The organism is Pseudoalteromonas sp. T1lg23B (genome assembly GCF_002964665.1).
Taxonomy (GTDB): domain Bacteria; phylum Pseudomonadota; class Gammaproteobacteria; order Enterobacterales; family Alteromonadaceae; genus Pseudoalteromonas.
Genome location: NZ_PQBZ01000002.1, coordinates 40,785 through 64,521 on the forward strand (window position 1 = coordinate 40,785; position 23,737 = coordinate 64,521).

A 23,737-nucleotide genomic window follows, 5' to 3' on the forward strand; every position below is an offset into this window, starting at 1 on the left:
GCGCTTTGACTATATTTTAGACTATAAAGCGGATCTTCGGCGTAATACAGTGACTTATCTCGATTGCAGTCATCGCTTTTTTTCATGGCCTAGTCAGTCGTCGCGACGCTCCACACGCCATGGAGGGTTGAGGCGGTTATCTCCAGCCCAGTAGAGTTTGATTCGATTACCGCTGGGGTCACGTAGCTGTGCTTCTCGCCATAAATAGCGTTTGTTTTCAGGTAGACTATCAAAGGAAATGCCGTTTTTTTGGAGCTCAGCGACCCATTCATCCAGTTGTTCATGCTCAAAATAAATGGTGCTGCCATTAGGATGCATGTTGTCTTCAAGAGAGAGTGAAAAGGTTGCGCCATTTGGGCATTCAAAGCGAGCATAATGGGGCGTATCAACAATTTGCAAAAAACCCAATTGACGATAAAACGCAGTGGCGAGCTCTATATTTTGCACGCCAAGTGTGATCTGATTCAAATTCACGACTTATCCTTCATAAAGCTTGATTTAGCCAGTATAAAAGGGCCGGTTAGATAAGCAATGCTTTGTCAATGAAAGACTTTATTTTGGATTGATGGCAGCTGGTGGATGTGATGGCTTAGAGCAAATGTAGGCCATTACCATCAGTTCACATAGGGCAACACAGATCAGTACCCACAGTGGTGGTGCATTATAGGTGAGAATAATGAACCCTAGTAACATTCCCAAGCCAGCGTAACATTTACCCTTTACAGGGATCACTCGATAATCATGCCATTGTTGCAAAGTCGGACCAAACTTATTGTGATTGAGCAGCCAATTGGCCAGTCGAGGATTAGAGCGGGTAAAACAAGCCAGCGCAAGGATAAAAAATACCGTGGTCGGCATCACTGGAAGCACAATACCCACAAAGCCTAAACCAACAAAACTGATGCCAGCAACATGTAGCCAGAAACACCGATTGAAAAGCGCTGTTACTTTGTTTGCCATAGTTGTGCTCACTGCATGAGGTTGATGTTTAAAGCTTATCACAGCGCAATAAGTTTGCGAGTTTTTATCGCATCAGCGGTGATTGCCTCACTACTGATGCGTTTTGACACTATTGTAGAAGATTTAAGTGCTAGAAATAGTAGCCAATATTGATATTAAAACGTCGCTCAGTATCATCACTGTCTCCGGCAATAGATCCGCCTACGAATGGTTGATTCTTCGCATTCACAAAGTCAAAGTAAGTGAAAAAACCACCTGCGGCAACCGACACTCCCGTGACATTCATCCAAGTGTCTTCACTATTGTCCGATTTGTCGTAAATAATACCAAAGTCATTGTAAAATTGCAGACCCGTGATGGCCCCCCACTTTACCGGTAAGCTATAAGCGACGTTGAGGTTTGAGGTCATCGCTTCGGCTGCAATGCTGTCATAAAAAGCATAAGCACCAACGGCCATGCGATCTATGCTCGCATCGTCCATATCGTAGCTGTATTCACCGTGTTGCAACTGAAAGTTCCAAGGGCCAACGTGGCTATTTACGTGCACGGCCCATGAGTGATAATCACCCGCTTTTTCTATACCGTTGTGCAAGCCGCCAGCTTGGCCGGAAAAGCCGACTTCGGTCGTGCCACCTTTGTGCTTGAAGTGATACGCATAACGCCCAGCTAAGGTGTTGTATTCGCCTAATGGCTGAGTTGGGTCATCATACACGCCATCATCCGCATTACGGTATCCGACTATGTCATACGAATAGCGGTCGCTGCGGTCTTCAACATAGCCATCGACCCCACCTAGTTCATCATTTTTGAAAAAGCCGATGTCTAGCTGCCAATTGTCTTTGAGCTTACGCTTGAACAACACGCCCAAATCATGGTCGTCTTCTAGGCCGATATAGTAGGTAGTGTTAAAGAAGTAATTGTGTGAATTGTAAGGCCAGTTGCCAAAGGGCACTTTGGTAATACCCGCTTGCACCTGCCAGTCTTTGGCAAAATCATAGCCTACGTACGCATATTTAACCGCGCTCATATAATCAAAAAAGCGAATTTCGGCATTCAGCTGAACATCGCCTATATCGCCAGAGAAATTGACCCTAAAAATATCGAAATCAAAATCACCACCACGATTTTTGTTGCCGTCATTATACGAAGTATGGCTAAAGTTGGTCCGTACTGCGCCGCCCACTTTTATTCCAGAAGTTTTTTTTGCTTCTTTTTCGCCGGACTTAGCTTCAAGTTTCTGTATTTGTTTCTGTAAATCAGCAAGTTGCTGTTTTAGCTTTTCTATTTCCGCGTTATTTGCTTCAGATAGCGCTGGAAATAGGCCCATTGCGAGCACAAGAGGTGTTAATTTATGCATGGTTACCCACTTTTGAGTTACTTTGATAGTTACTTGTATGTATAGGGTAGACTATTCTAACTAAATACCTCAAATTAGAAACAGTGATACGATTATAAATAAATTCAAACTATTAGAAACTATCAGCTTGACCATATTGTGACTTGATAACTATATTTTTTATACGATAAATGTGGATGGTCGCGTTATGAGTATTTCGCAAAAGCTGCGTCTGGCTTTTATTTCAGCGATTGTGTTACCCCTGCTAATTATTGCAGGGTTGATGATTTCGCAAACTCGACAAGCATCATTAGATAATTTTGCACAATTGGCAAATCGAGAAGCGCTGCAAATTGACAACGGCATCAGCATGTTTTTTGGCGAAATAGCGAAGAATGTAGATTATCTTGCCAGTCATCCAAAAATCCTAGCGGCGCGTACTCAGGTTAAAACATATTTAAATACCAGCGCGGCAACACAGCTCAACTCCATGCAAAACCACGAAATAGAAAAGTCTGCCTATCAGCAGTTTGAGCTATTTGGTCAAACTCACCCCGGGATTTCATACATTTATATGGGGAATGTTGAAGGTGGATATATTCAATGGCCGCAAGGTGAAGTCAACGCTCGATATGACCCTCGTACTCGGCCTTGGTATCAAACGGGTGAGCACAGTAATGGCGAAACAACCAGAACAGACGCATATTATTGGGCACCTGATGATATGGTCATCGTCTCGACGGTGAAAGCCATCAAGGACAATGGACGTGTGATTGGTGTGCAAGGAATGGATGTTTCGCTCAGCGGTTTAACGGATATTGTGAAGAAAATTCGCTTAGGTGAGACCGGTTATTTATTGTTAGTTGAAAACACGGGCACAGTATTGGCGGATGCCAGTAATGCAGAGCATACCTTTAAACCCTTAACAGAGATATCTGGCAGCGCTTTTGCTGACTTCGCAGATTATAACTCAGGAACCTACAGCACAAACGTGGATGGTAAGGAGTTTTTTGCGAATATTTATACCTCAAAACGCTTGGGCTGGAAATTTATTGGGTTAGTGCAAAAGCGCGAAGTGATGGCGTCAGCCAATACCATGACCATCACTATCGTCGCATTGAGTGCGATACTAATAGCCGTGTTTGTGGCCTTGTCTACTTATATAGCTCGGCTGATATCTGGCCCCATTGTCGAGGTCAGTGATGGTCTAACGGTGATCTCGCAAGGGGGAGGCGATCTTACGCAGCGATTAGAGGTGGCGACCAAAGATGAAACAGGTAAGTTGGCCAATAGCTTTAATCTGTTTTTAAACCTTATTGCACAATTGGTTACGCAAATTAACCAGTGTGCGCAGCAAGTGACACAAACCGCTCAGGCTACTTCCTCTCAAGCGGGAGAACTAACAGAATCTACTGTACAACAGCAACAGGCACTGGAAATGGTCGCAACCGCTATAAACCAAATGGCTGCGACAGCCAATGAAGTGGCGGCCAGTTGTGCGAACGCTGCCGAGCTTGCATCGCAAACTCAAAGTGCATCATTGTTAGGGCGAGAGGTGATCACTAAAACGGTATCCAGCGTAGCGGATCTTGCATCGGTGATAACCAGCGCGACTTCAGATATCACACAATTGGATAGTGAAAGTGAAAATATCATGTCTATTTTAAGTGTGATCCGTGGCATTGCAGAGCAAACCAATTTGTTAGCGCTGAATGCCGCTATTGAGGCGGCTCGTGCAGGTGAGCATGGTCGTGGTTTTGCTGTGGTGGCTGATGAAGTGCGGGCCCTGTCGCAAAGAACCTCTGAGTCCACCGAAGAGATTGCGGCTCAACTTGATAAACTACACAAAATGACCGAACAAGTTTCACAAGATATGCGTAAGAGTTTACGTGCAACTGAACAAACTGTAGAGCTGAGTCGCTCTGCACAAACTCAATTTTCAGAGATCACTCAATCGATTCAAACCATCAGCGACGTAAATACGCAAATTGCGACCGCCGCTGAGGAGCAACAGCATGTGGCTGAAGATATCAGCCGCAATGTAGTGGATATTAAAAATGCAGCGGACAGTGTGACAGAAGTTGCTAATAACGCTGCGACAAGCGGTGAAAAAATGAATCAGTTGTCTGCTAAGCTAACAAGCTTGGTAGGGCAATTTAAAGTATGACAAGCTTTACCTCACTATAATGGCCAATGATGAGTATCCTTCATCTTGGCCGTTATTTATTTACTCTCAAGGTACTTATTCGGTAATGTAGCAGACAGTAAGTAATTCAATAACAAGGTGAGATATGGAATTATCAGCATCAGTTTCGATTCGACATACTGAAAGTGGACTTGAATACATTAATGTCGATAGTCCGTTATGCACAGGCAAAGTGTTTTTACAGGGGGCGCAACTCAGTGAGTTTACGCCAAAGGGCAAGCACAGTCTGATCTGGGTGTCGGCTGATGAAGATTACCAAGAGGGAAAGGCAATTCGTGGTGGTATTCCCATTTGTTGGCCTTGGTTTGGCGTACATGAAAAAGTCGATTGGCCGATTCATGGCGTGGCACGCAAGCTACTTTGGCGTGCTGAGAGTGTAGATGAGCACAGCGACCATATTTTAGTTCGTTTATCGTTGCCTATGCGCTCAGTGGACAAGACCTTCTGGCCATATGAATCTAAACTAGAAGTGGAGTTTAGGTTTTCCGAGCAACTTGAAGTTCGTTTGACCAACACCAATTTAGGAAAAGAACCATTTACCTTATCCCAAGCGTTGCACACTTACTTTCCAACTTCAGCGATTGAACAAACGCAAGTGGATGGTTTACAGGGCGCGCGTTATATCGAGTTTGGTGAAGGCCCGTTTACGCAACATGATGTGATTACATTTACGCGTGAAACAGACATGGTGTATACGCAAGCTAAAGCTGTGCAAACAATTCATACTCCAGAAGGGGTAATTGAAGTGGCCAGAGAAAACTCAACTTCTTGTGTGCTTTGGAACCCTTGGGTAGAAAAATCTAAACGGCTCACTAATTTCCGTGATGATGAATATCATACTATGTTGTGTTTAGAAGCGGCTAACGTGCTGGAAGATAAAGCGTGTGTAGAGCCTGGGCAAAGTCATACCTTGGCGACGATCATACGTTGGCTATGACCTTTTTAATACATGCCATGCGCTTAGTGTATGCTCACTAAGCGTGTGGCATGGCGTTTTTATCAGTAAGTGCTTAGTCCTAATACTTTCAATTGTCTTCATAATTTTGACTCTCTCGTTACATAACTAAAGTTGTCTATACAAGCTATACTCTCATACGATTCAAGGCGGTCCGTGCCCAGTGATAGGGAATGACATGGCATAGTCGTCATCATTACTTACAATTTTATTTCTGTGTCAGGCAAGTTAACGCTGATTATTTGGCATACTGACTACATCCAAGCTTTTGAGGTTTTAGAATTTATGTCTTTACAATGGATATGTGTGAGCGCTCTTAAACTCGTGGGCCTGCTCGTTACTTCAATCTGGGCGGCGCTAGCCTTTGCGGCGCCTAATTGGTACACGATACAGACCGAGCACTTTAACGTTCACTATACTCAAGGTCACAAGCCATGGGCCAATAGCGCGGCCAAAGAGTTAGAAATTGTACGTGAAAAAGTGTGGCAGCAACAAAGCCGAGGGCTAAATGCAAAGGCGGATGTCGTCATTTTTGATCCCATCCATGCAGCGAATGGGTTTGCACTGCCAAGTAGTGACAACCCACTTATGGCCTTGTTTACAACCCCGCCGCAATCGGACACTGTCATTGCTAACCACAATAGTTGGCAGCAGCTACTTATATTGCATGAATACATACACTTAGTTCACCTTTCACAGCCTAGTCGAGGTACATGGAAACAAGCGTTACGGGATGTATGGGACTTGTATGACATCTCAGAAGCTATGATGCCGCGCTGGGTGGCAGAAGGATACGCCACGCTGGTGGAGTCAAAAATGACGGGACGTGGCAGGCTATACGATAATTACAGTGAAGCGCTGTTGCGGGAATTGGCGCAACAAGGTGCCTTACTTAGCTATCAACAGTTGAATGATGGAAACCATGAATATAAATCTAAGTCGATGGCCTATTTGCTGGGGGCTCGGTTTCTCGCTTGGTTGGAGCAACGTTATTCACAGCAAACACTTGATGCGGTATGGACGCGGATGCGCGCGGTAACTTCTCGAGACTTTACCAGCGCCTTCAAGGGGGTGTTTGCAGAGCATCCTGCGACATTGTACCGACGCTTCATTGCTGAATATACCTATCAGGCAATGACCAAAGAACAACAAGAGCCCGAGCTTACCAGTACCTTGTGGCAAGAGTATGGATATGGTGCCAGTAGCCCTGTGCTGTCGGTTGATCGTAGTCAGTTAGCCATTGTCGAGCGTGATAAAGAAGGGCGAGTTAAGCTCAACGTCTACCAAACCCAAGATGACCCCGATGCAGAGCGAACGTTTATGGATAAGCAGCGCGACTTGCTAAAGGAAGATCCACAAGATGTGGCAGAAGTGCGCCCCAAAGTGTTTGCTAAAAAGCTGCTCCATTCACTGGAGCCCATCAACTTTTCAGGTATTCGCTATCCTCAGTGGTTAGACAATAAAACGCTGTACTTCGTCGCCTCTACGACAGATACAACAAACCCTAAGCTGCGCAGAGGTGAATTGTTTCGTTGGTCGCTTGCCTCAGGCAAAGTTGAACAACTTACTCAAAATCAAGCAATACGGCGGTTTTCGTTCGCTGGCAATGGACAAACCATTTATGCGGAACAGGTGACTTATGGCTATTCAGAGCTGGTTAAAATTCACTTGCCCAGCCTACAGGTAACGCCGTTATTCGATAAGCAGTTAAGCACTTTATATGACTTTCCGGTATTTAATGCTGTGCAGCAAAAGCTGGCATTTTTGAAACACAGCATAAATGAAGATTGGCAGTTGTATATACAAGATGTCATGACTCAGAAGACTGAGCCTGTGCCCTTGCCCAAAGATTATCAATACCTAACACAGCCAAGTTGGTCGCCAGAAGGAGATGCACTGTACTTTGTGGCAGGTAAGAACGGCGCTTTGGATATTTATCGATATGAACTTATCCCCGGTGCGTTGTACAAGCTGACTCAGGGGCAAGCACTATTTGAGTTTCCCATTGCCTACAAAAATGGAGAGCTTCTTTATTTGTCGAGTGGCTTTGAGGGGGTGGATATGTATCAGTTGCCAGCATTGCAAGGCGAGTTAGTGAATGAGCTTGAACCTAGAGTACGGCCAGACAGCGCGCATGAGATAGCCGAACAACAGGCGCTCAACACGTATGCCATTCAGTTACCACCAGCGCAAGTGTATCCAGCTGACATGCCATCGCAACAGTATGATATTTGGCGTCAGGATGCCTCGCTGACTTTGGGAGCACAATATGCCTCGGCAAGCACCACCTTGCTTGATGTTGGCTTAAAAGGGTCGGACTTTTTGGAACGGCTGAGCTGGCACATTGGTCATACGCATGATGTATCACACGGGGGGCTTCAAGGTAATTTTGCCAAGTTACGCTATCAAGATGGACAGTTGCAACTGGATGTACATGGTTTTGATTTTGCAATCAACAGCGTTGCGAAAACATCTTTAGATTTGGTTGACGAAGAGCAACATGGCATGTTTGCACAGCTTAGTCAGAGCTACCAATGGGGGCAATTGACGTTACAGGCTCAGTTTGCTGGTCTGTTTGGCAAGCAAAAACAGCAGCATCAGTCGGTTTCACACCGCTGGCAACGGGCAGGCATACAGCAGTCTTGGTTGTATGATCAACAGTCTTTCGCAATTGGTCAAAAGTTATCGGGTCATTGGGTAGAGGGGCAAACAGCTGGGCATGATTGGCAAGGACAAAACCTTTCAGCGAGCCTGTTTGGTAAAGCTTTTCACATTCCTATGATGGTATCTTATCAGTACGCTAAGCGGGAAGAGCAGAGCCTACATTTAGGCGGATTCAGCTCGTCGCTAATGAGCGAAATGCGATTGGTCAATCTCATCATGGCACCAGAGCTGCCGTTTTATACTGCCCAAGGGAATAAATATGAAGGCTTTGGTGGGGCTATAACGCTAAAAGAGCGCTACCCATGGTTGTACTACCAACAACATCAACTCGATGAACAGATATTTGCACAAAGTTACGGTATTAAATGGTCAATGGGGTTCAATGGGCAAACTTGGCTGGGTAAATTTGCCCCAGCAGGCTTAAGTGACTTCAAAATTGATGCGGGTTTGAGTCGCGTGGAAGGGGATAGCTTTGAAGATGAAAATAGAGCCTGGTTAGGCTTATGGTATGACTTATAATCTAATAGTCTGAAAAATATAAAGAAAAGGCGACACTGCCGTGTCGCCTTGAGTATAAAACAGATATGGAGAATGAAGTGCATGTCAGGATGTACACCTAACTGGGTGGAACAAGAAATAAGCTGCTCTACCCATATTCTCCCGATATGCCTTAGTTAGTATAGTCGGCAGTTAGCTGTACGCCATTAAATGCTGAAAATGCTCTTATCATGACATGATATCTACCCGCGCCATCGTTTTGTGTACAGGTTTCGCCATTGCCCCAACGGTAAGGACGACAGTCGTATGTAGATGTAGTAGGTTTTTCATCTTTACGCACATACAAGTCCGCATCACCCGTGCCGCCAGCCATTTTGAAGGTAATATTAGTCGCGCCCATCGGCACGTCAAAGTAGAAGTACTGCTCAGAGTATTTTACACCGGATAGATCAGTTCTTGTTACGCCTCGTTGAAGCTGTGCAGGGTCGGTTGCATCAGAAACAGAAATCGTTTTACTCAGAGCGGCGGTTTGGCCTTGATCATCGGTGACTGTTAGCGTTACAGAGTAATCACCACCATTGGTGTATGTGTGTGCGACACTGCTACCGAAACCATTGCTACTGTTGTCGCCAAACTGCCATTCATACTGATTGATTGAACCGCCAGGCACGCTTGAACCTGAACCATCGAATTGGCAGGCTAACTTGTCACAGCTGTAGGTGAAACGAGCCGCTGGAACAGGGTCACTACCAGGCTGATCGCCCACTGGGATTTGATTGTTAAACTGGCTGGCAACTTGAGGCCAAATCTTACTGATTTTAGCGCCTTTGTTGGTACAGCCACCGAGGTGGTGTAGTGCGATAACATTGTTGGTTGCAGCTGCAAGTACAGGAGAACCTGAAGAGCCGCCTATCGTATCACAGTAGTAACCCAGGTCAGTTCCAGTGCCACGACCATTGGCGTTGGCCTCATTCACCTGACATAAACCATTGCTGTCTTGGTCTGATTCAATAGAAAGTTCTTTTGGATTACCTGAACCGTGTTGTGGGATATAGATGCGCTCGCCTTGTGTTGCATCGCGTACATCCAAGCCAAAATAACCAAACGGCTCTGTTAACTCAAAGTCGTTAACAGTAAATAATGTGTAGTCCAGCGTGTAATCTGTTTTTAGGAAATCTTTACCTGTAACTTTAACTACTGTCTCTTTAGTGCTGCCATTACAGCTGGTGTGCTGGTAATTAAACCATACTTCAGTAGATGTAAGCTCTGATGCTGTTTCCACACAATGGTTATTAGTAAACATGTGGTTGTCGGCACCAACACGCCAACCAGTACATAAGCTGCGACCACCGATAACTAAGCGTGCAACCGGACGACTGCGTTCAAATTCTGTAGGGTGAGACTGTGCCCAGCATTGAACGTCTCTACGCTCATTAACCCCACAGGTTGATAATGTGTCAACATCAGCAGCACTGAGCTGATCTTCGGTGCCAAAGTGATAATAATCGATGACAGGTGTGCCTAAATTAGCGTTATTAGCCTGACCAGGAGTGTATTCGACAACAACTGTATCACTTGATACTGACATTGCTGCAAAGTTGCTGGCTCCGTTATCACCCTTTTCTAGCGTCGCTTTACGCATGTCAGACGCGGTGTATTCATAACGTTCACTATTATCAGTTGCTCTGACAACAAGTTTACCACCACCATTTAAGTTAATGTTTTTAAAATGTAGTTTTATGTAACTGGCATTTGGGTGCGAAATAGTTTGTGAGATGGTGTTGGTTTTACCACTGAGTGCTAGGTTCAGTGTTTCTGTTTTACCGATGATGGTTTCGGTCGTTTTGCTTGTGAAGTTTAACATTTGCTCTTCTGTTAATGGCGCTTGTGCTAAAGCGGTCATTGAAACGATACCTAGAGCTGGGAGAAAATAGCGTTTTTTCATTGTTGATCCTTACATGTTTTTAGTTTTGTCTAAAAGTTAGACACATCTAAGGTAGAACGAAAAAACGCACAGGTAAATAAGTTGTTAATAATAAATTAACATTGAGTTTAATTTTGTTCTTTGTTTTGGTTATAACTACCGCCAACAAACTTGAGCGTGTTCAACTTCGCCTGATAAACCCCTTGTTTTTCTCTATCTTCCGATTTTTCGATCGCGTACTGTAAATATTTTGCGGCCTTTTCTTTTTTATCTTGAAGGTAGTAAATCTTCGCTAACGCAAAGTAAGGTTCGGGAATGTAGGGCGTGCTTACTACCAGTTCTTTTAACATTTCTTCTGCACTAAAATAGCGCTCCTTGGCAATTTCTTGCTCGGCAAGCTGTAAAAAATCAAACGGCGTTTTTGCGTTATCCAACAATCTTTTTTCTAGGTCTTGTTGTAGTTGCTTATCTGCAAGTTGTTGCGCTAAATAGCTGTAGCTATAAAGTAAGTTACTGCTTACTAGTTTATTGCGCACGGCAAATTCAAACAACTTTTTGGCGGTATCAGTGTCACCCACTCGGCGATGTAAAATAGCCGCTAGGTTAATCAATTCCGGGTCATATGGGGCATACTCAAGGGCCTGGGACACGAGGGAATAGCTTGTATCAAATTGCTCTGCCAGTAATGCTTCAGTGGCCAGATTCGCATAATATTTGGCGACCAAATCAGCGTATGTAGCGCTACCGATAAACACTAAGTCTCGTGCAGGGAAGTAGTCTACGACCGTTCCTGGGCGAATCGCATATAACCAATTCTCATCATCTTGTTCGGGTGGGGCGTATAGCTTTGTTTTAAAGTGATTAGATACCAAAATGGTTTGGTCCTGCTTTTTATACACAGGCATGGTGGCAACTTCTCTAAAGCTTGTTTCTACGCCGAGTATATTGGCATAGGCCTGAGTTAAAATCGCGAGACTAATGCAATTACCTTCATTCTTTGTGAGCGTATCGGTGGCATTATGTGTGGCGCCATCGTAACTGAATCTGTCGAGGCTACTATCCAGATAGTCAGCAATGATGGTATCGGCGCGGATGTTTTTTTGTTTTTGCGCCTCTGAATAGGCTATGAACTTTTGCCGCTCCGCGTCAGGCAGCGCAAAGATACTGGCTTCATTTTCGACAGTTAAACGGGTAAAAATGCTATGGTTTAAAAGGCTGGAAGGTCTTTCAAGTGGCGCTTTTATTTCAACTTTTTGGGTTTGCTTACAGCCTGCTAGGAGTAGTATTAAAGATAATGCTAAGAGTCTTTTCATTGTGATACTTCCTTATTTATCACTCAAAAATGTAATCTTTCTAGAGACAATTTACAATTGTTATCTCAGCGCGGGAAACTGGTACATGTTTAGGTCGCGTAACGGAGGCATTTTCACGGTTTAAGTCACGTCGAGTTTAGGTCCATTCATGGCATTTTGAGCTGGCCCTAAAATATGTAATAGAAACTTACAAATGTCACGTTTTTCTCAGCCATAAACTTGTTATGATAGGTGTAGGAAAATTACACAAGGTGCAGTCATGAAAACGAACATAATGAGGTGGATTCTGCCTTTTGCAGTGTTAACTCTCGGCGGACTTGGTGCGTGGGGTATTAATGCAGTAGCTGCAGATCCAAAAGAAAAGGAACCCGTTGACAGCAGACCCGTGGTTGAAGTGGAGTCAATCTCAGCGTTGGATCATCAAGTCATCATCAATAGTTATGGTGAAGTAAAGCCATATGAGCAAACGAATCTATCCGTGCAGGTATCTGGCGAAGTAACGTATTGGCATCCGAGCTTTATTCCCGGTGGGGTTATTGCCCGTGGCGATGTATTAATGCGTATCGAAAAAGATAATTATGAGGCCGCATTACTACAGGCTGAAGCTGAATTATCTCGTGCTAAAGCTGCGTTAATCGAGGAGCAAGCGTTGGCTGAGGTCGCCGCTGATGAAGCGAGACGTTTTCCGAGTAAAAAGCATACCGACCTATTTTTACGCAAGCCCCAGTTGATGAGTGCCAAAGCGGCGGTTAAGTCCGCAGAGGCTGGACTCAAGCGAGCGCAGAGAGATTTAGATAACTGTGAAGTTGTCGCTCCTTATGATGCATTGGTTGTTTCTCGTAGTATTGGTTTAGGCCAGTTTGTGAGCGTAGGTACACCGGTTGCGCAACTCAATAACATTGAAGCCGCTGAGATTGTGATCCCCATTGCCGGATTTGACAGTGCTTTCTTACCTGAGCGCATTGAAGGCATACCAGCCACAGTGACGCAAAGCGGGTTGAACGGCTTCACACGCCAAGCTGTGATCGACAGAGATTTAGGGGTTGTGGATACGCAAACCCGAATGGTTAATTTGGTTGTCAGAATTGATGATCCCTACGGGCTGGAGTCTAAACAACCCGCACTGAAGTTTGGTGCGTTTGTACAAGTGGATTTTGCGGGTAAAACACTAAGTCGTATATACAAGCTTCCACAAGATTTAGTAAACAACCAAACCGTTTGGTTGTTAAATGATGAGAACAAGTTAGAGCCGCGTAAGGTTCAAGTCATTCGTGAAGAAGGTGAATATTTCTATGTTAATGTTGGCCTCAATGGCAATGAACGCATTGTAACGACTGTACCGGAGTATCCGCAAAAGGGTATGGCAGTCAAAGTTGCTGGCGCTGATTCATCTGATGCCAAAGCGTCAAAGCAAACCTTGTAAAGGCTGGGGTCAGTAATGAGTACACAACAGCACGAAAAACAAACGGGCGTTATTGCCTACTTTGCTAATAATACTGTCGCGGCTAACCTGTTGATGTGGTTTATTATCATTGTGGGTATTGCCTCTTATTTTTCCATTCAGAGACAAATGTTTCCGAATGTGGAATTAAACTACATAAATATACAAGCGAATTATCCTGGAGCATCACCGCAGGAGATTGAAGAAAGTATTCTGGTCAAAATAGAAGAAGCGCTCAAAGATGTTACCGAAATTGAAGAAGGGGTATATCGAGCTTTTCGTAATGGTGGTAGTGCGACATTAGAGATTGACCCTGATGTTGAACTGGCCGACGTCATGGACAAGGTGAAGCTTCGAGTTGATGGTATCGCCACGTTTCCTGCTGCGATGGAGCCGCTAACTGTCAGCCAAAGAGAATTTCGTCAAGATGTGATTGGTATGACCGTTTCGGCCGATTTGCCACTGACGGACTTAAAGCCTATAGCCAAGAATATAGAAGACGAATTATTGCAGTTGAGCAATGTGTCTTTGGTTGAGGTGAGTGTCCCTTTGGATGAAATCGCCATAGAAATTGACCCAAATATGTTGCGCCAATACGACCTCACCATAAGTGATGTGACAAAGGCTGTACGTGGTTATTCGACGAATATATCAGCAGGTCAGTTGCGTACCGATGCAGGGATCATTTCTGTGCGGGTCGAAAATCAGTCATACAATGGCGAACAGTTCCGTCAATTACCGGTAAAGGTAGGAGAAAATGGCGCGAAGTTGTTACTCAAAGATGTCGCTGTGATCAAGGATGCTTTTACCGAGGGTGAACGGTACTTCAAACTCAATGGCAACAATGCCGTATATATTGCGGTCAAAGCGACCAAAGAACAAAACATGATCCCAATTGCTGAGACGGTTAAAGACTATATTGCGCATAAAAATGAGCAACTACCAGCAGGGGTGCAAATCGATCCTCTCGTTGACATGACCTACTACCTCAATGGTCGCCTCGATATGATGAAGAGCAATCTTTTTCAAGGGGCGATTTTGGTCGCCATCATGCTTTCCATCTTCTTACGTTTTAAGCTAGCGTTATGGGTTATGGTTGGCCTACCTATTTGTTTTTTAGGCGCGATAATGACGATGCCGCTGTTGGATATTACCGTTAACGTGGTCTCGCTCTTTTCGTTCATCATGGTACTGGGGATAGTGGTCGATGATGCGATTGTGATTGGAGAAAGTGCCTATACAGAAATAGAAAAGAACGGTCCGGGTGTTGAAAGTGTGGTGCGTGGTGCTAAACGTGTTGCTACTCCTGCAACATTTGGGGTGTTAACTACGATGGCTGTCTTTGTACCACTGATGTTTTCAAGTGGTCCAGATAGTTCCAACTTTGTGTCAATTGCGGGGGTTGTTTTACTGTGCTTGGCGTTTAGTTTAATTGAATCAAAATTGATCCTGCCAGCACATATTGCCCATACAAAATTTGCTCCGATGCCAGAAAACAGTTGGCGTGTCCGTTTCAACAAGCGTTTTTTTGGCTTTGTAAACGGGCCTTATAAACGATTTGTGACGCTATGCGTACAGTGGCGTTGGACGGTACTATTTGCCTTTATTGGTATGTTTATTATGAGTATTGTGCTTGTCACCAGTGGCACTGTACGCACACTATTTGTGCCGAAAATACCGCATGATTTTCCAGCAATCAATTTAACCATGAATGATAACGCATCGGATGAACAAACTATTTCCGCAATTCGCCAGTTAGAAGAACTGATCGTGTCGGTGGATAAAGAGATAGAACAAGAGTACGGTCAAAAAATGGTGCGTGATGTCATGGTTATGAATGAAGGACGTACCGAAGGTCGAGTGTTGGCCCCACTGGTAGATGAGCCACTTAGGCCATTTAATACCTTTGAACTAACCCGTCGTTGGCGTGAGAAAATGCCTGAAATCGCCGGTGTGAAATCGATCCTTATAGAGGAAGAAGTTATCAACATAGGGGGAGATGGTGATTTTGGTTATCTGCTTTACGGCTCCGATATTGATACCTTAAACGCGGCGGGTAGACAGCTAATACGTATGTTACAAGATGAAAAAGGGCTTTTTGATATTAGCTCAACCATCGACCCTGCCAGTAAGGAAATTCAACTAATACTCAAACCAGTCGCCTACGACTTGGGTCTAGACCTGCAAAATATAGGCTCGCAAGTGGGGGCTAGTTTTTATGGTGGAGAAGCGCAGCGTGTGATCCGAAATGGTGAAGAAGTACGCGTGATGGTACGTTATCCAAAACTGACTCGCGAAGCATTTTCATCGTTGAAACATACCGTGATCACCACACCTGAAGGTAAAGATGTGATGTTAGGTGATGTCGTTGAACTGATTGAAAAGCCAGGGATCAGCTATATTCGTCGAGAGGAAGGCTATCGTACTGTTTATGTGTATGGAAACATTGATGAGGAAGTCGTTGAGCCCAATGCTGTCACCAAGCGCATTGATGATGACATTCTGCCCGAGCTGCTAAAATCATTTCCTTCGGTAAAAACCAAATTAGGTGGGTCGGTTGAAGAGCAGCAGGCTCAGGCCAACGAGCAACTGGTATTTTTCATTGTGGGTATGTTGATTGTGTACATACTGTTGGCCATACCGTTGAAAAGTTATGCACAACCCTTGATTGTAATGTCTGTGATCCCATTCAGTTTGGTCGGTGCCATCTGGGGGCATTTATTCTTCGGACTAGATCTGAGCATGATGTCAACATACGGGATCATTGCTGCGGCAGGCGTAGTAATCAATGACTCGTTGGTAATGACTGACTTTGTGAATCAAGCTCGCAAAGAAGGAATGACACTAAAAGAGGCGGTGATCAATGCAGGTTGCGCACGTTTTAGGGCGATAACGTTAACCTCTATCACCACGTTCGCCGGTGTTTTACCCATAATGTTTGAAACCAGCTTACAGGCGATGTTTGTGATCCCCATGGCTGTATCACTGGGTTTTGCCGTGATTTTCGCAACCTTGATCACCTTACTGTTGGTGCCTTGTTTGTATATCATTATGACGGATGTCAGAGCGGTATTTAGGGCATTCTTTCAAGCGTTGAAACGGGTTGTTACTGCTCCGAGTAAGCAGCGTATGCCTAATTAAGCAGAGTAATTATAAAAAGGGCTAATTATGATAATTGGCCCTTTTTTACGTGTTTACATTCCCGCCAAGCTAATAAAAGTTATGTTAGACTGCACAAAAAAGAAAATAGGAACAGCGTAGTGACTGATAAAGTGTCTGCACCCATTGCAAAAAAAATCCCACACAGTATGACGCATCATGGACATACTCGAATCGATAATTACTACTGGATGCGAGATGACGACCGAAAGGATGATCAGGTCATTGCGCACCTTAAACAAGAAAATGCCTTTACCGATCATCACATGTCGGCACATCAATCACTACAAGATGCTTTGTTTGAGGAGCTCAAAGGTCGCATTGTTAAAGATGACAGCTCAGTACCTGTGAAAGATGGTGGATACTGGTACGTCAGCGATGTACAAGGTGATGATGAATACGCGAGTCATTTTCGTGCCACAGATGAACAGCTCACTAATAAAACCTTGCTATTGGATGTTAACCAGCTAGCCCGTGACTATGAATATTACGATATCGGCGAAATTAACGTCAGTCCAAATGATAACTTGCTTGCCTATAGTGAAGATACAGATGGCCGCCGTATATACTCAATACGCTTCAAAGATCTCTCTAATAATCAATACCTCGCGGATGTGCTCGAAAACACAGAGGGACAATTAGTTTGGGCAAACGATAACAAAACCGTCTTTTACGTTAAAAAAGACCCGCAAACTTTACTTGGCTATCAAGTTTATCGTCATTTACTTGGTACACCACAAAGTGATGATATTTTGGTATATGAAGAGCAAGATCGACAGTTTTACATGGAACTGGGTAAAAGCCGTGATCAAAGTGAGATCTATGTTCATCTTGCTGCGACTGAAACCAGTGATGTGATGGTGCTGGATGCAAATGAACCATTGGGTGAGTTCAAACGGTTGTTCCCACGTATCGAGGGCCATGAGTTTGGTATCGATAAACACGCAGGAAATTATTATATTTTATCTAATCACCAAGCTAAGAATTTTCGTTTGCTTAAAGCAAGTGATACAACCATTGGTGACATATCAAAGTGGCAGGAACAGATAGCACATCGCGAACATATTTTGATAGAGGGTATGGAATTATTCGATAGCCATTTCGTCATTACAGAAAGGGAACTTGGTCAGATCCGTTTTGTTGTACACAACTACCACGGAGAAAGTTACCACCTTAGTTTTGACGATGAGTGTTTTTACGCGGGGATCGGCTATAACCCTGAATCGAGTGCCAGCACCGTGAGAATTCACTACTCTAGCTTAACGACACCAAGCACCGTGTATGATTGTGACTTAAAAACGGGTCGTAAAATACTGCGCAAGCAGCAGCAGGTGTTGGGTGGTTTTGATGCCAGTAATTACGCTTCTAAGAGGTTATTTGTAACAGCCAGAGATGGGGTTCAAGTTCCAGTATCGCTGGTATATCACAAAGAAAAGTTCCACAAAGATGGCACCAACCCAATGCTGCAATACGGCTATGGCGCTTACGGTATTACAATCGATCCGAGTTTTTCAAGCGCTACTTTATCACTCCTAGACAGAGGGTTTGTGTATGCTATCGCGCACATTCGTGGCTCTGAAATGCTAGGGCGATCTTGGTATGAGCAGGGGAAAAAAGCGCACAAGCAAAATACCTTTAATGATTTTATCGATGTCACAAAGAGCTTGGTTGAGCAGGGCTATGCAGATAAAAACAAGGTATTTGCCTCTGGTGGCAGTGCGGGCGGTTTGTTAATGGGAGCCATTGTCAATCAAGCGCCACAGTTGTACTTAGGCGTGGGCTGTCATGTGCCATTTTTGGATGTGTTGACCACGATGTTGGATGAGTCTATCCCACTAACAACTAACGAATATGACGAATGGGGTAACCCAAATAACAAGACTGCCTACCAAACCATTTTGAACTATTCACCGTATGATAATCTTAGACAGCAAGATTATCCGCATATTCTGGTGACAACCGGTTTATATGACTCACAGGTGCAATACTGGGAGCCAATGAAGTGGGTTGCCAAGTTGCGAGAAGTAAAGACGGATGATAATTTGTTGTTATTCAAGACGGATATGGATGCGGGTCATGGGGGAGCATCTGGACGCTTCAAAAGTTTGCAGGATAAAGCACTGGAAATGACGTTTTTCATAGCCCTGCTATCTTCATGATAGCATTATAATTAGTAAGGTGTTTTAGATGTTTTTAGCGCATGGCCTTTGGCGTGTTTATATGCAACCACCCTATGCTTATATGAGCCTCAAAGGCGCATTCAATAAAGAAGGTGTACTGGCCTTTCAGGAAGATTTACGTACCTATGCCAGTAAATTTCCCGCAGAAAGTATAGCGTATGCGGTTGTAGACATGAGTGAGTTTGAAATGAGCACTGCTGATAGTATGGAAGACACTCGTCAATACTTTTCCGGCGTTACGCAACGCGGTCTGAAACACGTTGACTACGTGGGGGCAAATGTACTTGCCCGCCACGTTTTGACGCAGTTGTGGCAAGGCACCACAACCAGTATTTGTTTTCATAGCAACATGGCACAGTTGGTAAACTCACAGCCGCACCATAAAGACAATATAGAGCGCTTAGTTGAGATAGGCTTTAAGCATCCAGACTAGCTTTTCTTGCTCTTTAATGTAATCGCTCATCAACGCTGCTGTGCCTTCGTCCTGCGCGTCGCCCGCTTGTTCAAGAATATCACGTTGCATGGCTATCAAGACTTTGTACCCACTTAACAGATTGTTTAAAGCGTCTGCACCATCACTGATATTTTTCGCTTCGGCTATCTTGCTGGTCTCTAGATAGTCCGAAAAAGCGTGTAACGGCTTACCCTCAATGGTGAGAATACGCTCCGCAATTTCATCCACTTTTTCTAAAAGCAGGTTGTAAATTTCTTCAAACTTCTGGTGTAACTCAAAGAAATTACGACCTTTGATGTTCCAGTGAAAGCCGCGCGCATTCATGTACTGGATCTGATAGCTACTCAGTAGTGTATTTAGTGATGTCACCAATGATTGGCTTTTTTGATGGTCTAAACCAATTGAGTTCGTAGTATTCATATTAAGCTCCTTGTTTTGATGTTCACTAGTATGGGTGAAAGCCGCTTGAATTCCCATCGACTAAAATCTATGTAATCAATCGAAAAAATAAATCAAAGTAAAACGATTGCCCCAATAATTTTATATATGTGGGTTATACGTGAGTTTTCTACCCTGCGATCAAAAACTCATTATTTGGTATGGACTTGGGAATAAAGCTTGCCAACTTTTCATTACTTATAGCGAGGATCGTTGAAAAATTGATCCAAAACATAAGGCGTGCATGTGGCCTAAATTGTGTCTATCTAGGTTTGATGTAGGTCAAAAATTACCCTGTATGAGGGCGCATAATGGACTGGAAACCACAAGGTTATTATTGAAGGAGAGTAATTATGCACGGTAAAACTAAATCACAGCATAAGTCGGAGATTATTGTTGTTGTAATCGCGTTAGTTGCATTTTTGATAGGCTTGATCGGTCATCTTGCGGGCGCAAGCTTTGCTAACTCTGATGCATTTGGCTACATTGCGGCACCGATCCCGCTGATCACAGGTATTATCGCGTTGGTTGCATACAAAATAGCACAGAGCGGTGATCACTAGTTCGGTTGGTCGAGATCGTCCTGATTAAGTAGCTTTAGGATATACTCGGTTACCTGACGAGAGTAAATCATGCTGGTATGGCTTAAATGAAACACTTTATGTTCAGCCATACCTTTGAGCTTGGTCTCTTCTAACAATACCGTACCATCTGAACGACTACCTTTTTTTAGCAATGGCATTAGGCCAATGGGTAGGTCTCCAGCGATACTGTATAACTTTGCTTTAAAAGGCCAATCTTGATTGTCACTGAGCAAAAATTCTATGCTGTTTTTGAGCAGCATATTAAGGCCCTTGTCATGCATGTGTTTAGCAATGGCGCTACCTTTGTGTGGCGTACCTAATGTAATCACTTTGCTCACACATTGGCTGGGTAGTGAGTTATGCTCTAAATAGGCACGCGCTACCAAACCGCCCATTGAATGACAGACCAACGCAGTGGGTTGGTCTTCGATAAACTCGTCAATGGCAGTAAAAATTGAGTGTTTGTTTGGCGTCAAAGTGTTGTAACTAAGGTTAAGTATTTCAAACCCCTGATTGGTTAATCGAGAGCACAGAGGCTGCATTACGAAACCAGACATGTACAAACCGTGTAGTACCACGACACGCTTTATCGCCATTTTGACTCCTACTTTAGTTGCTCCGGTATCAGGTGCACGCTACGCTGTTCATCACTGATCCATATCTCTTTGTCTTGTACCGTTACGGTTAAAGAGATTGAACGAGCTGCCATTGCTGCCAATTGCTGTGTTGCTGAATAAGGTAAGCTAATCACCGACAAGTTGTCAAAACCGTTGAGCTTAGCCTGATTTTTTTGCCACCATAGTGTTTGCGTATTTTCGCCGTAGGTATAAAGCACAACTTGTTTCGCTTTATTACATGCTTTTTTCACGCGTTTTTCATCGGGTAAACCCAAATCAACCCACAGCTCAATTTCATCACTATAATTTTTTACCCAAATCTCAGGTTCATCATCAGCACATAGGCCCTTAGTAAACTCGAGTTGTTCTTGGTATTGCAGTGCATATGCAAGTAGCCGAACCATTAATCGCTGTTCATTTTCTGATGGATGCTGTGCAACCGTCACTGAGCAGGTTTGGTAAATGTGTCTATCCATATCACTGAGTGATAGCTGTGTTTTTATAATAGTTGACTTTAATGCCATATGAATGTGCCAGAGAAAAATGATGCGCGCAGTATACTGGAGTTATGGTCGTAAACGGTGTTATTGACGGTAAAAAGATAAAATTTTGCTTAGATTAAGGTAATTTTGTGATTACCTAGGTAAAATGGCGTTTTGATTTTTACCTGTAGGAGAAAATGATGGCCATCCAGTGGTTCCCTGGGCATATGAATAAAGCTCGTAATGAGATTAAAGAGATCATGCCGCAGATGGATGTGATTATTGAGGTGCTGGATGCACGTATTCCTTACAGTAGTGAAAACCCGATGGTATCTGCCCTTCGAGGTGACAAACCGGTCATCAAAATACTAAACAAAGCGGATTTAGCCGATCCAGTGTTAACCGAGCAGTGGATGGAGTATTTTGAGCAAGAAAGTGGCGTGAAAGCCATCGCTTTTGGTCATGATAAGGCTGCTGAGGTGCACAAAATAAACGAGTTGTGTAAAAAGCTGGCACCCCACAAAATTGGTGCTGACAAACAGCTAAAAGCTATGATCATGGGGATCCCCAATGTAGGTAAATCAACGTTGATCAATATTTTGGCAGGACGAATTGTGGCTAAAACAGGCAACGAGCCTGCTGTCACAAAAGCACAACAGCGCATTAAGCTAGATGATGGCATTATGCTATATGACACGCCTGGTATGCTATGGCCAAAAGTTGAAAATGAAAATTCAGGCTATCGCTTGGCTGCAACGGGGGCTATCAGAGACACCGCGATAGATTATGAGGAAGTGGCCAGTTATACCGCAGAATATTTACTACATGCGTATCCTGAATTACTTAAAGCGCGCTACAAGCTGGACGAATTACCAGAGCAAGATTGGGAATTTATCGAAATAGCAGGTAAAAAGCGAGGCTGTATTCGCGGTGGAAATCAGATTGATACCTACAAGATGTCTGAAATTCTAATCAATGAATTGCGCGACGCAATCATTGGCCGCATCACTATGGAAACACCGCAAATGCGCGAAGAGGAAGAAGTGATGGTGGCGCAGCTTAGGGCAGAAGCCGAGGCGAAAAAAGCGGCCAAAGAGGAAGAGAAGAAACAAAGACGTGCTCGTGCGCGCAAGAATCGTCGCTAAACGCCTAACATGGCTGCTTGGTTAAGCAGCCAACTCAACTCTGTTTCGCCCCTGATTTTTTGCTCGATATAAAGCATCATCGGCGCGTTTGATAAACTCATCCTCAGTTTCCAAAGGGTGGTATTGGGCGACGCCAACACTTATTGTAATGGGCACTTCACACTTACAGGCAGCAAGCTTTTCTCTCAACTTTTCACTCAGCTGCTGGGCATGATTGAGATAAGAGTTGGGCATTAAGATCATAAATTCCTCACCACCCCAACGACATATAATATCGCTGTTGTGTGCCACAGATTGGCATAGCTGAGCGAAGTGCTTTAACACTCTGTCGCCCGCCAAGTGACCATGTTGGTCATTCACTTGCTTAAAGTGATCAATATCAAGTAGTAATAAGCTCAAAGGCACTCGGCCCATTTTGGCTCTTGTGATATGTTTTTGCAGTTGAGGTTCAAAAGCTTGACGGTTCAATACGTTGCAAAGTTTATCGGTAAGCGCAATGGCCTCCAGACGAGATTGGTACTGATTAAAGGTCAACTGTGCTATCGCTAAGATACACAGCGTTATCACAACACCCAGTAACAAATTTGCGATCAGCGCATCCGTTAATGTGGTTTGCGCAGTGAACTCTTGCTCGACTAACAGATACCAACCTAGTTCAGGAATGTAACGACTATTTATCAGCCGCTCTACACCGTTTTGTTGAATAGAGAATTTATAGTTGGCTTGCGTTGTTATGGCACTGTGATGAGAATTAAATTCAGACTCAACAGTGCGATTGGGTAGCAAAGATTGATTGTAGAACAACAGGCGACCTTGATGATCTGCGAAGTAGACTTTACGTCGATACTGGACTTGGTATTGATTAATGAGCGATTGTAGGTCTGATAACTGAATGCCAACGCCGGCGACACCAAGTAATTCGTCATTGAGCAAAATTTTATGATTTACATACACGATGGCCGCAAAGTTATCTTGCGGTGTAACATCCACATTAAGAATGTAGTCTCTTTGTGATGGTGTTATGGCTTGTTGGTACCATTGCGCTTCCTGACTATTTAAATTTAACTTATGCGTACGGCCATCATAATGGTAATAAGTGAGTGTTTTATGGTCGACTAGAAAGCTGGTCTGGCTTTGGAATAGCTGTTTGGTTTTATCTAAAAAGGCGAATAGCTGATCGACACTGGCATCGCTGTCATTAAGCCACAAGTGGACAAAATGGTTTTGCGCCATGCTTTGGGCAACATAGATGGGCGCTTGTAACTGTTTTTGCAGATCAGTGCTGATCAGATGGCTGGTCAACGGCAATGCATCGTCCACGATGCCTTCGCTGAGCGAATTATGCGCCATATGAAAACTAAACCAACTGGTGAAGGTAAAT

18 protein-coding genes are annotated in these 23,737 nt (G+C 44.0%); 9 read left to right on the forward strand and 9 right to left on the reverse strand.

Annotated features, from left to right (window positions below; all coding sequences use genetic code 11):
• Positions 1–93: 93 nt before the first annotated feature.
• The 3 genes from C2M32_RS00465 to C2M32_RS00475 form a co-directional block, all read right to left on the reverse strand.
• Positions 94–474, reverse strand: coding sequence for a VOC family protein (locus tag C2M32_RS00465; RefSeq protein ID WP_105166597.1), 381 nt, complete (start codon positions 472–474; stop codon positions 94–96).
• Between the two features lie 78 nt (positions 475–552).
• Entirely contained in the window at positions 553–960 is a 408-nt protein-coding gene (locus C2M32_RS00470; protein WP_105166598.1) for a YbaN family protein, read from the reverse strand.
• A 130-nt stretch (positions 961–1,090) separates the two neighbouring features.
• The gene (locus C2M32_RS00475; RefSeq protein WP_105166599.1) at positions 1,091–2,317 is read right to left on the reverse strand and encodes a porin; all 1,227 of its coding nucleotides are present in this window, start codon (positions 2,315–2,317) and stop codon (positions 1,091–1,093) included.
• A gap of 187 nt (positions 2,318–2,504) precedes the next feature.
• On the opposite strand from C2M32_RS00475, the gene C2M32_RS00480 reads away from it, so the two are divergent.
• The 3 genes from C2M32_RS00480 (at position 2,505) to C2M32_RS00490 (ending at position 8,640) form a co-directional block, all read left to right on the forward strand.
• On the forward strand, positions 2,505–4,463 hold the full coding sequence (locus tag C2M32_RS00480; protein WP_105166600.1) for a methyl-accepting chemotaxis protein: 1,959 nt from the start codon (positions 2,505–2,507) through the stop codon (positions 4,461–4,463).
• 124 nt (positions 4,464–4,587) lie between these two features.
• Positions 4,588–5,439, forward strand: coding sequence for a D-hexose-6-phosphate mutarotase (locus tag C2M32_RS00485; RefSeq protein WP_105166601.1), 852 nt, complete (start codon positions 4,588–4,590; stop codon positions 5,437–5,439).
• Between the two features lie 324 nt (positions 5,440–5,763).
• Positions 5,764–8,640, forward strand: a complete 2,877-nt coding sequence (locus tag C2M32_RS00490) for a TolB family protein (RefSeq protein WP_234401188.1) — start codon at positions 5,764–5,766, stop codon at positions 8,638–8,640.
• 151 nt (positions 8,641–8,791) lie between these two features.
• Here the strand turns inward: C2M32_RS00490 and C2M32_RS00495 are convergent, their stop codons facing one another.
• Together C2M32_RS00495 and C2M32_RS00500 are read right to left on the reverse strand one after the other, a co-directional pair.
• Positions 8,792–10,564 carry a PKD domain-containing protein gene (locus C2M32_RS00495; RefSeq protein ID WP_105166602.1) on the reverse strand — a complete coding sequence of 591 codons (1,773 nt, stop codon included), beginning with the start codon at positions 10,562–10,564 and terminating at the stop codon, positions 8,792–8,794.
• Between the two features lie 107 nt (positions 10,565–10,671).
• Positions 10,672–11,856 carry a tetratricopeptide repeat protein gene (locus tag C2M32_RS00500; RefSeq protein ID WP_105166603.1) on the reverse strand — a complete coding sequence of 395 codons (1,185 nt, stop codon included), beginning with the start codon at positions 11,854–11,856 and terminating at the stop codon, positions 10,672–10,674.
• A 259-nt stretch (positions 11,857–12,115) separates the two neighbouring features.
• On the opposite strand from C2M32_RS00500, the gene C2M32_RS00505 reads away from it, so the two are divergent.
• The 4 genes from C2M32_RS00505 to C2M32_RS00520 all read left to right on the forward strand — a co-directional run bounded on the left by C2M32_RS00505 (position 12,116) and on the right by C2M32_RS00520 (position 19,069).
• Positions 12,116–13,279 (forward strand): efflux RND transporter periplasmic adaptor subunit, encoded by a 1,164-nt coding sequence (locus C2M32_RS00505; protein WP_105166604.1) that lies wholly within the window; start codon positions 12,116–12,118, stop codon positions 13,277–13,279.
• Between the two features lie 15 nt (positions 13,280–13,294).
• Positions 13,295–16,438 carry an efflux RND transporter permease subunit gene (locus tag C2M32_RS00510; protein ID WP_105166605.1) on the forward strand — a complete coding sequence of 1,048 codons (3,144 nt, stop codon included), beginning with the start codon at positions 13,295–13,297 and terminating at the stop codon, positions 16,436–16,438.
• Between the two features lie 119 nt (positions 16,439–16,557).
• Complete coding sequence (locus C2M32_RS00515; RefSeq protein ID WP_105166606.1) at positions 16,558–18,615, forward strand: S9 family peptidase; 2,058 nt, start codon at positions 16,558–16,560, stop codon at positions 18,613–18,615.
• Positions 18,616–18,643: 28 nt separating this feature from the next.
• Positions 18,644–19,069 (forward strand): hypothetical protein, encoded by a 426-nt coding sequence (locus C2M32_RS00520; RefSeq protein ID WP_105166607.1) that lies wholly within the window; start codon positions 18,644–18,646, stop codon positions 19,067–19,069.
• Here the strand turns inward: C2M32_RS00520 and C2M32_RS00525 are convergent.
• Positions 19,037–19,510, reverse strand: coding sequence for a Dps family protein (locus tag C2M32_RS00525; protein WP_105166608.1), 474 nt, complete (start codon positions 19,508–19,510; stop codon positions 19,037–19,039). The genes C2M32_RS00520 and C2M32_RS00525 overlap by 33 nt on opposite strands.
• Positions 19,511–19,881: 371 nt before the next feature.
• Between C2M32_RS00525 and C2M32_RS00530 the strand changes: the two genes are divergently transcribed.
• The gene (locus tag C2M32_RS00530; protein WP_105166609.1) at positions 19,882–20,091 is read left to right on the forward strand and encodes a hypothetical protein; all 210 of its coding nucleotides are present in this window, start codon (positions 19,882–19,884) and stop codon (positions 20,089–20,091) included.
• Here the strand turns inward: C2M32_RS00530 and C2M32_RS00535 are convergent.
• The gene (locus tag C2M32_RS00535; protein ID WP_105166610.1) at positions 20,088–20,708 is read right to left on the reverse strand and encodes a PGAP1-like alpha/beta domain-containing protein; all 621 of its coding nucleotides are present in this window, start codon (positions 20,706–20,708) and stop codon (positions 20,088–20,090) included. The two genes, C2M32_RS00530 and C2M32_RS00535, sit on opposite strands and share 4 nt — an antisense overlap.
• 8 nt (positions 20,709–20,716) lie before the next feature.
• A complete protein-coding gene (locus C2M32_RS00540; protein WP_105166611.1) occupies positions 20,717–21,253 on the reverse strand; it encodes a YaeQ family protein in 537 nt (178 codons plus the stop codon).
• 158 nt (positions 21,254–21,411) lie between these two features.
• On the opposite strand from C2M32_RS00540, the gene ylqF reads away from it, so the two are divergent.
• Positions 21,412–22,356 carry a ribosome biogenesis GTPase YlqF gene (gene ylqF, locus C2M32_RS00545; RefSeq protein WP_105166612.1) on the forward strand — a complete coding sequence of 315 codons (945 nt, stop codon included), beginning with the start codon at positions 21,412–21,414 and terminating at the stop codon, positions 22,354–22,356.
• Between the two features lie 21 nt (positions 22,357–22,377).
• Here ylqF and C2M32_RS00550 read toward each other — a convergent pair whose 3' ends face one another.
• Positions 22,378–23,706 carry a sensor domain-containing diguanylate cyclase gene (locus C2M32_RS00550; RefSeq protein ID WP_234401189.1) on the reverse strand — a complete coding sequence of 443 codons (1,329 nt, stop codon included), beginning with the start codon at positions 23,704–23,706 and terminating at the stop codon, positions 22,378–22,380.
• Positions 23,707–23,737: the final 31 nt, after the last annotated feature.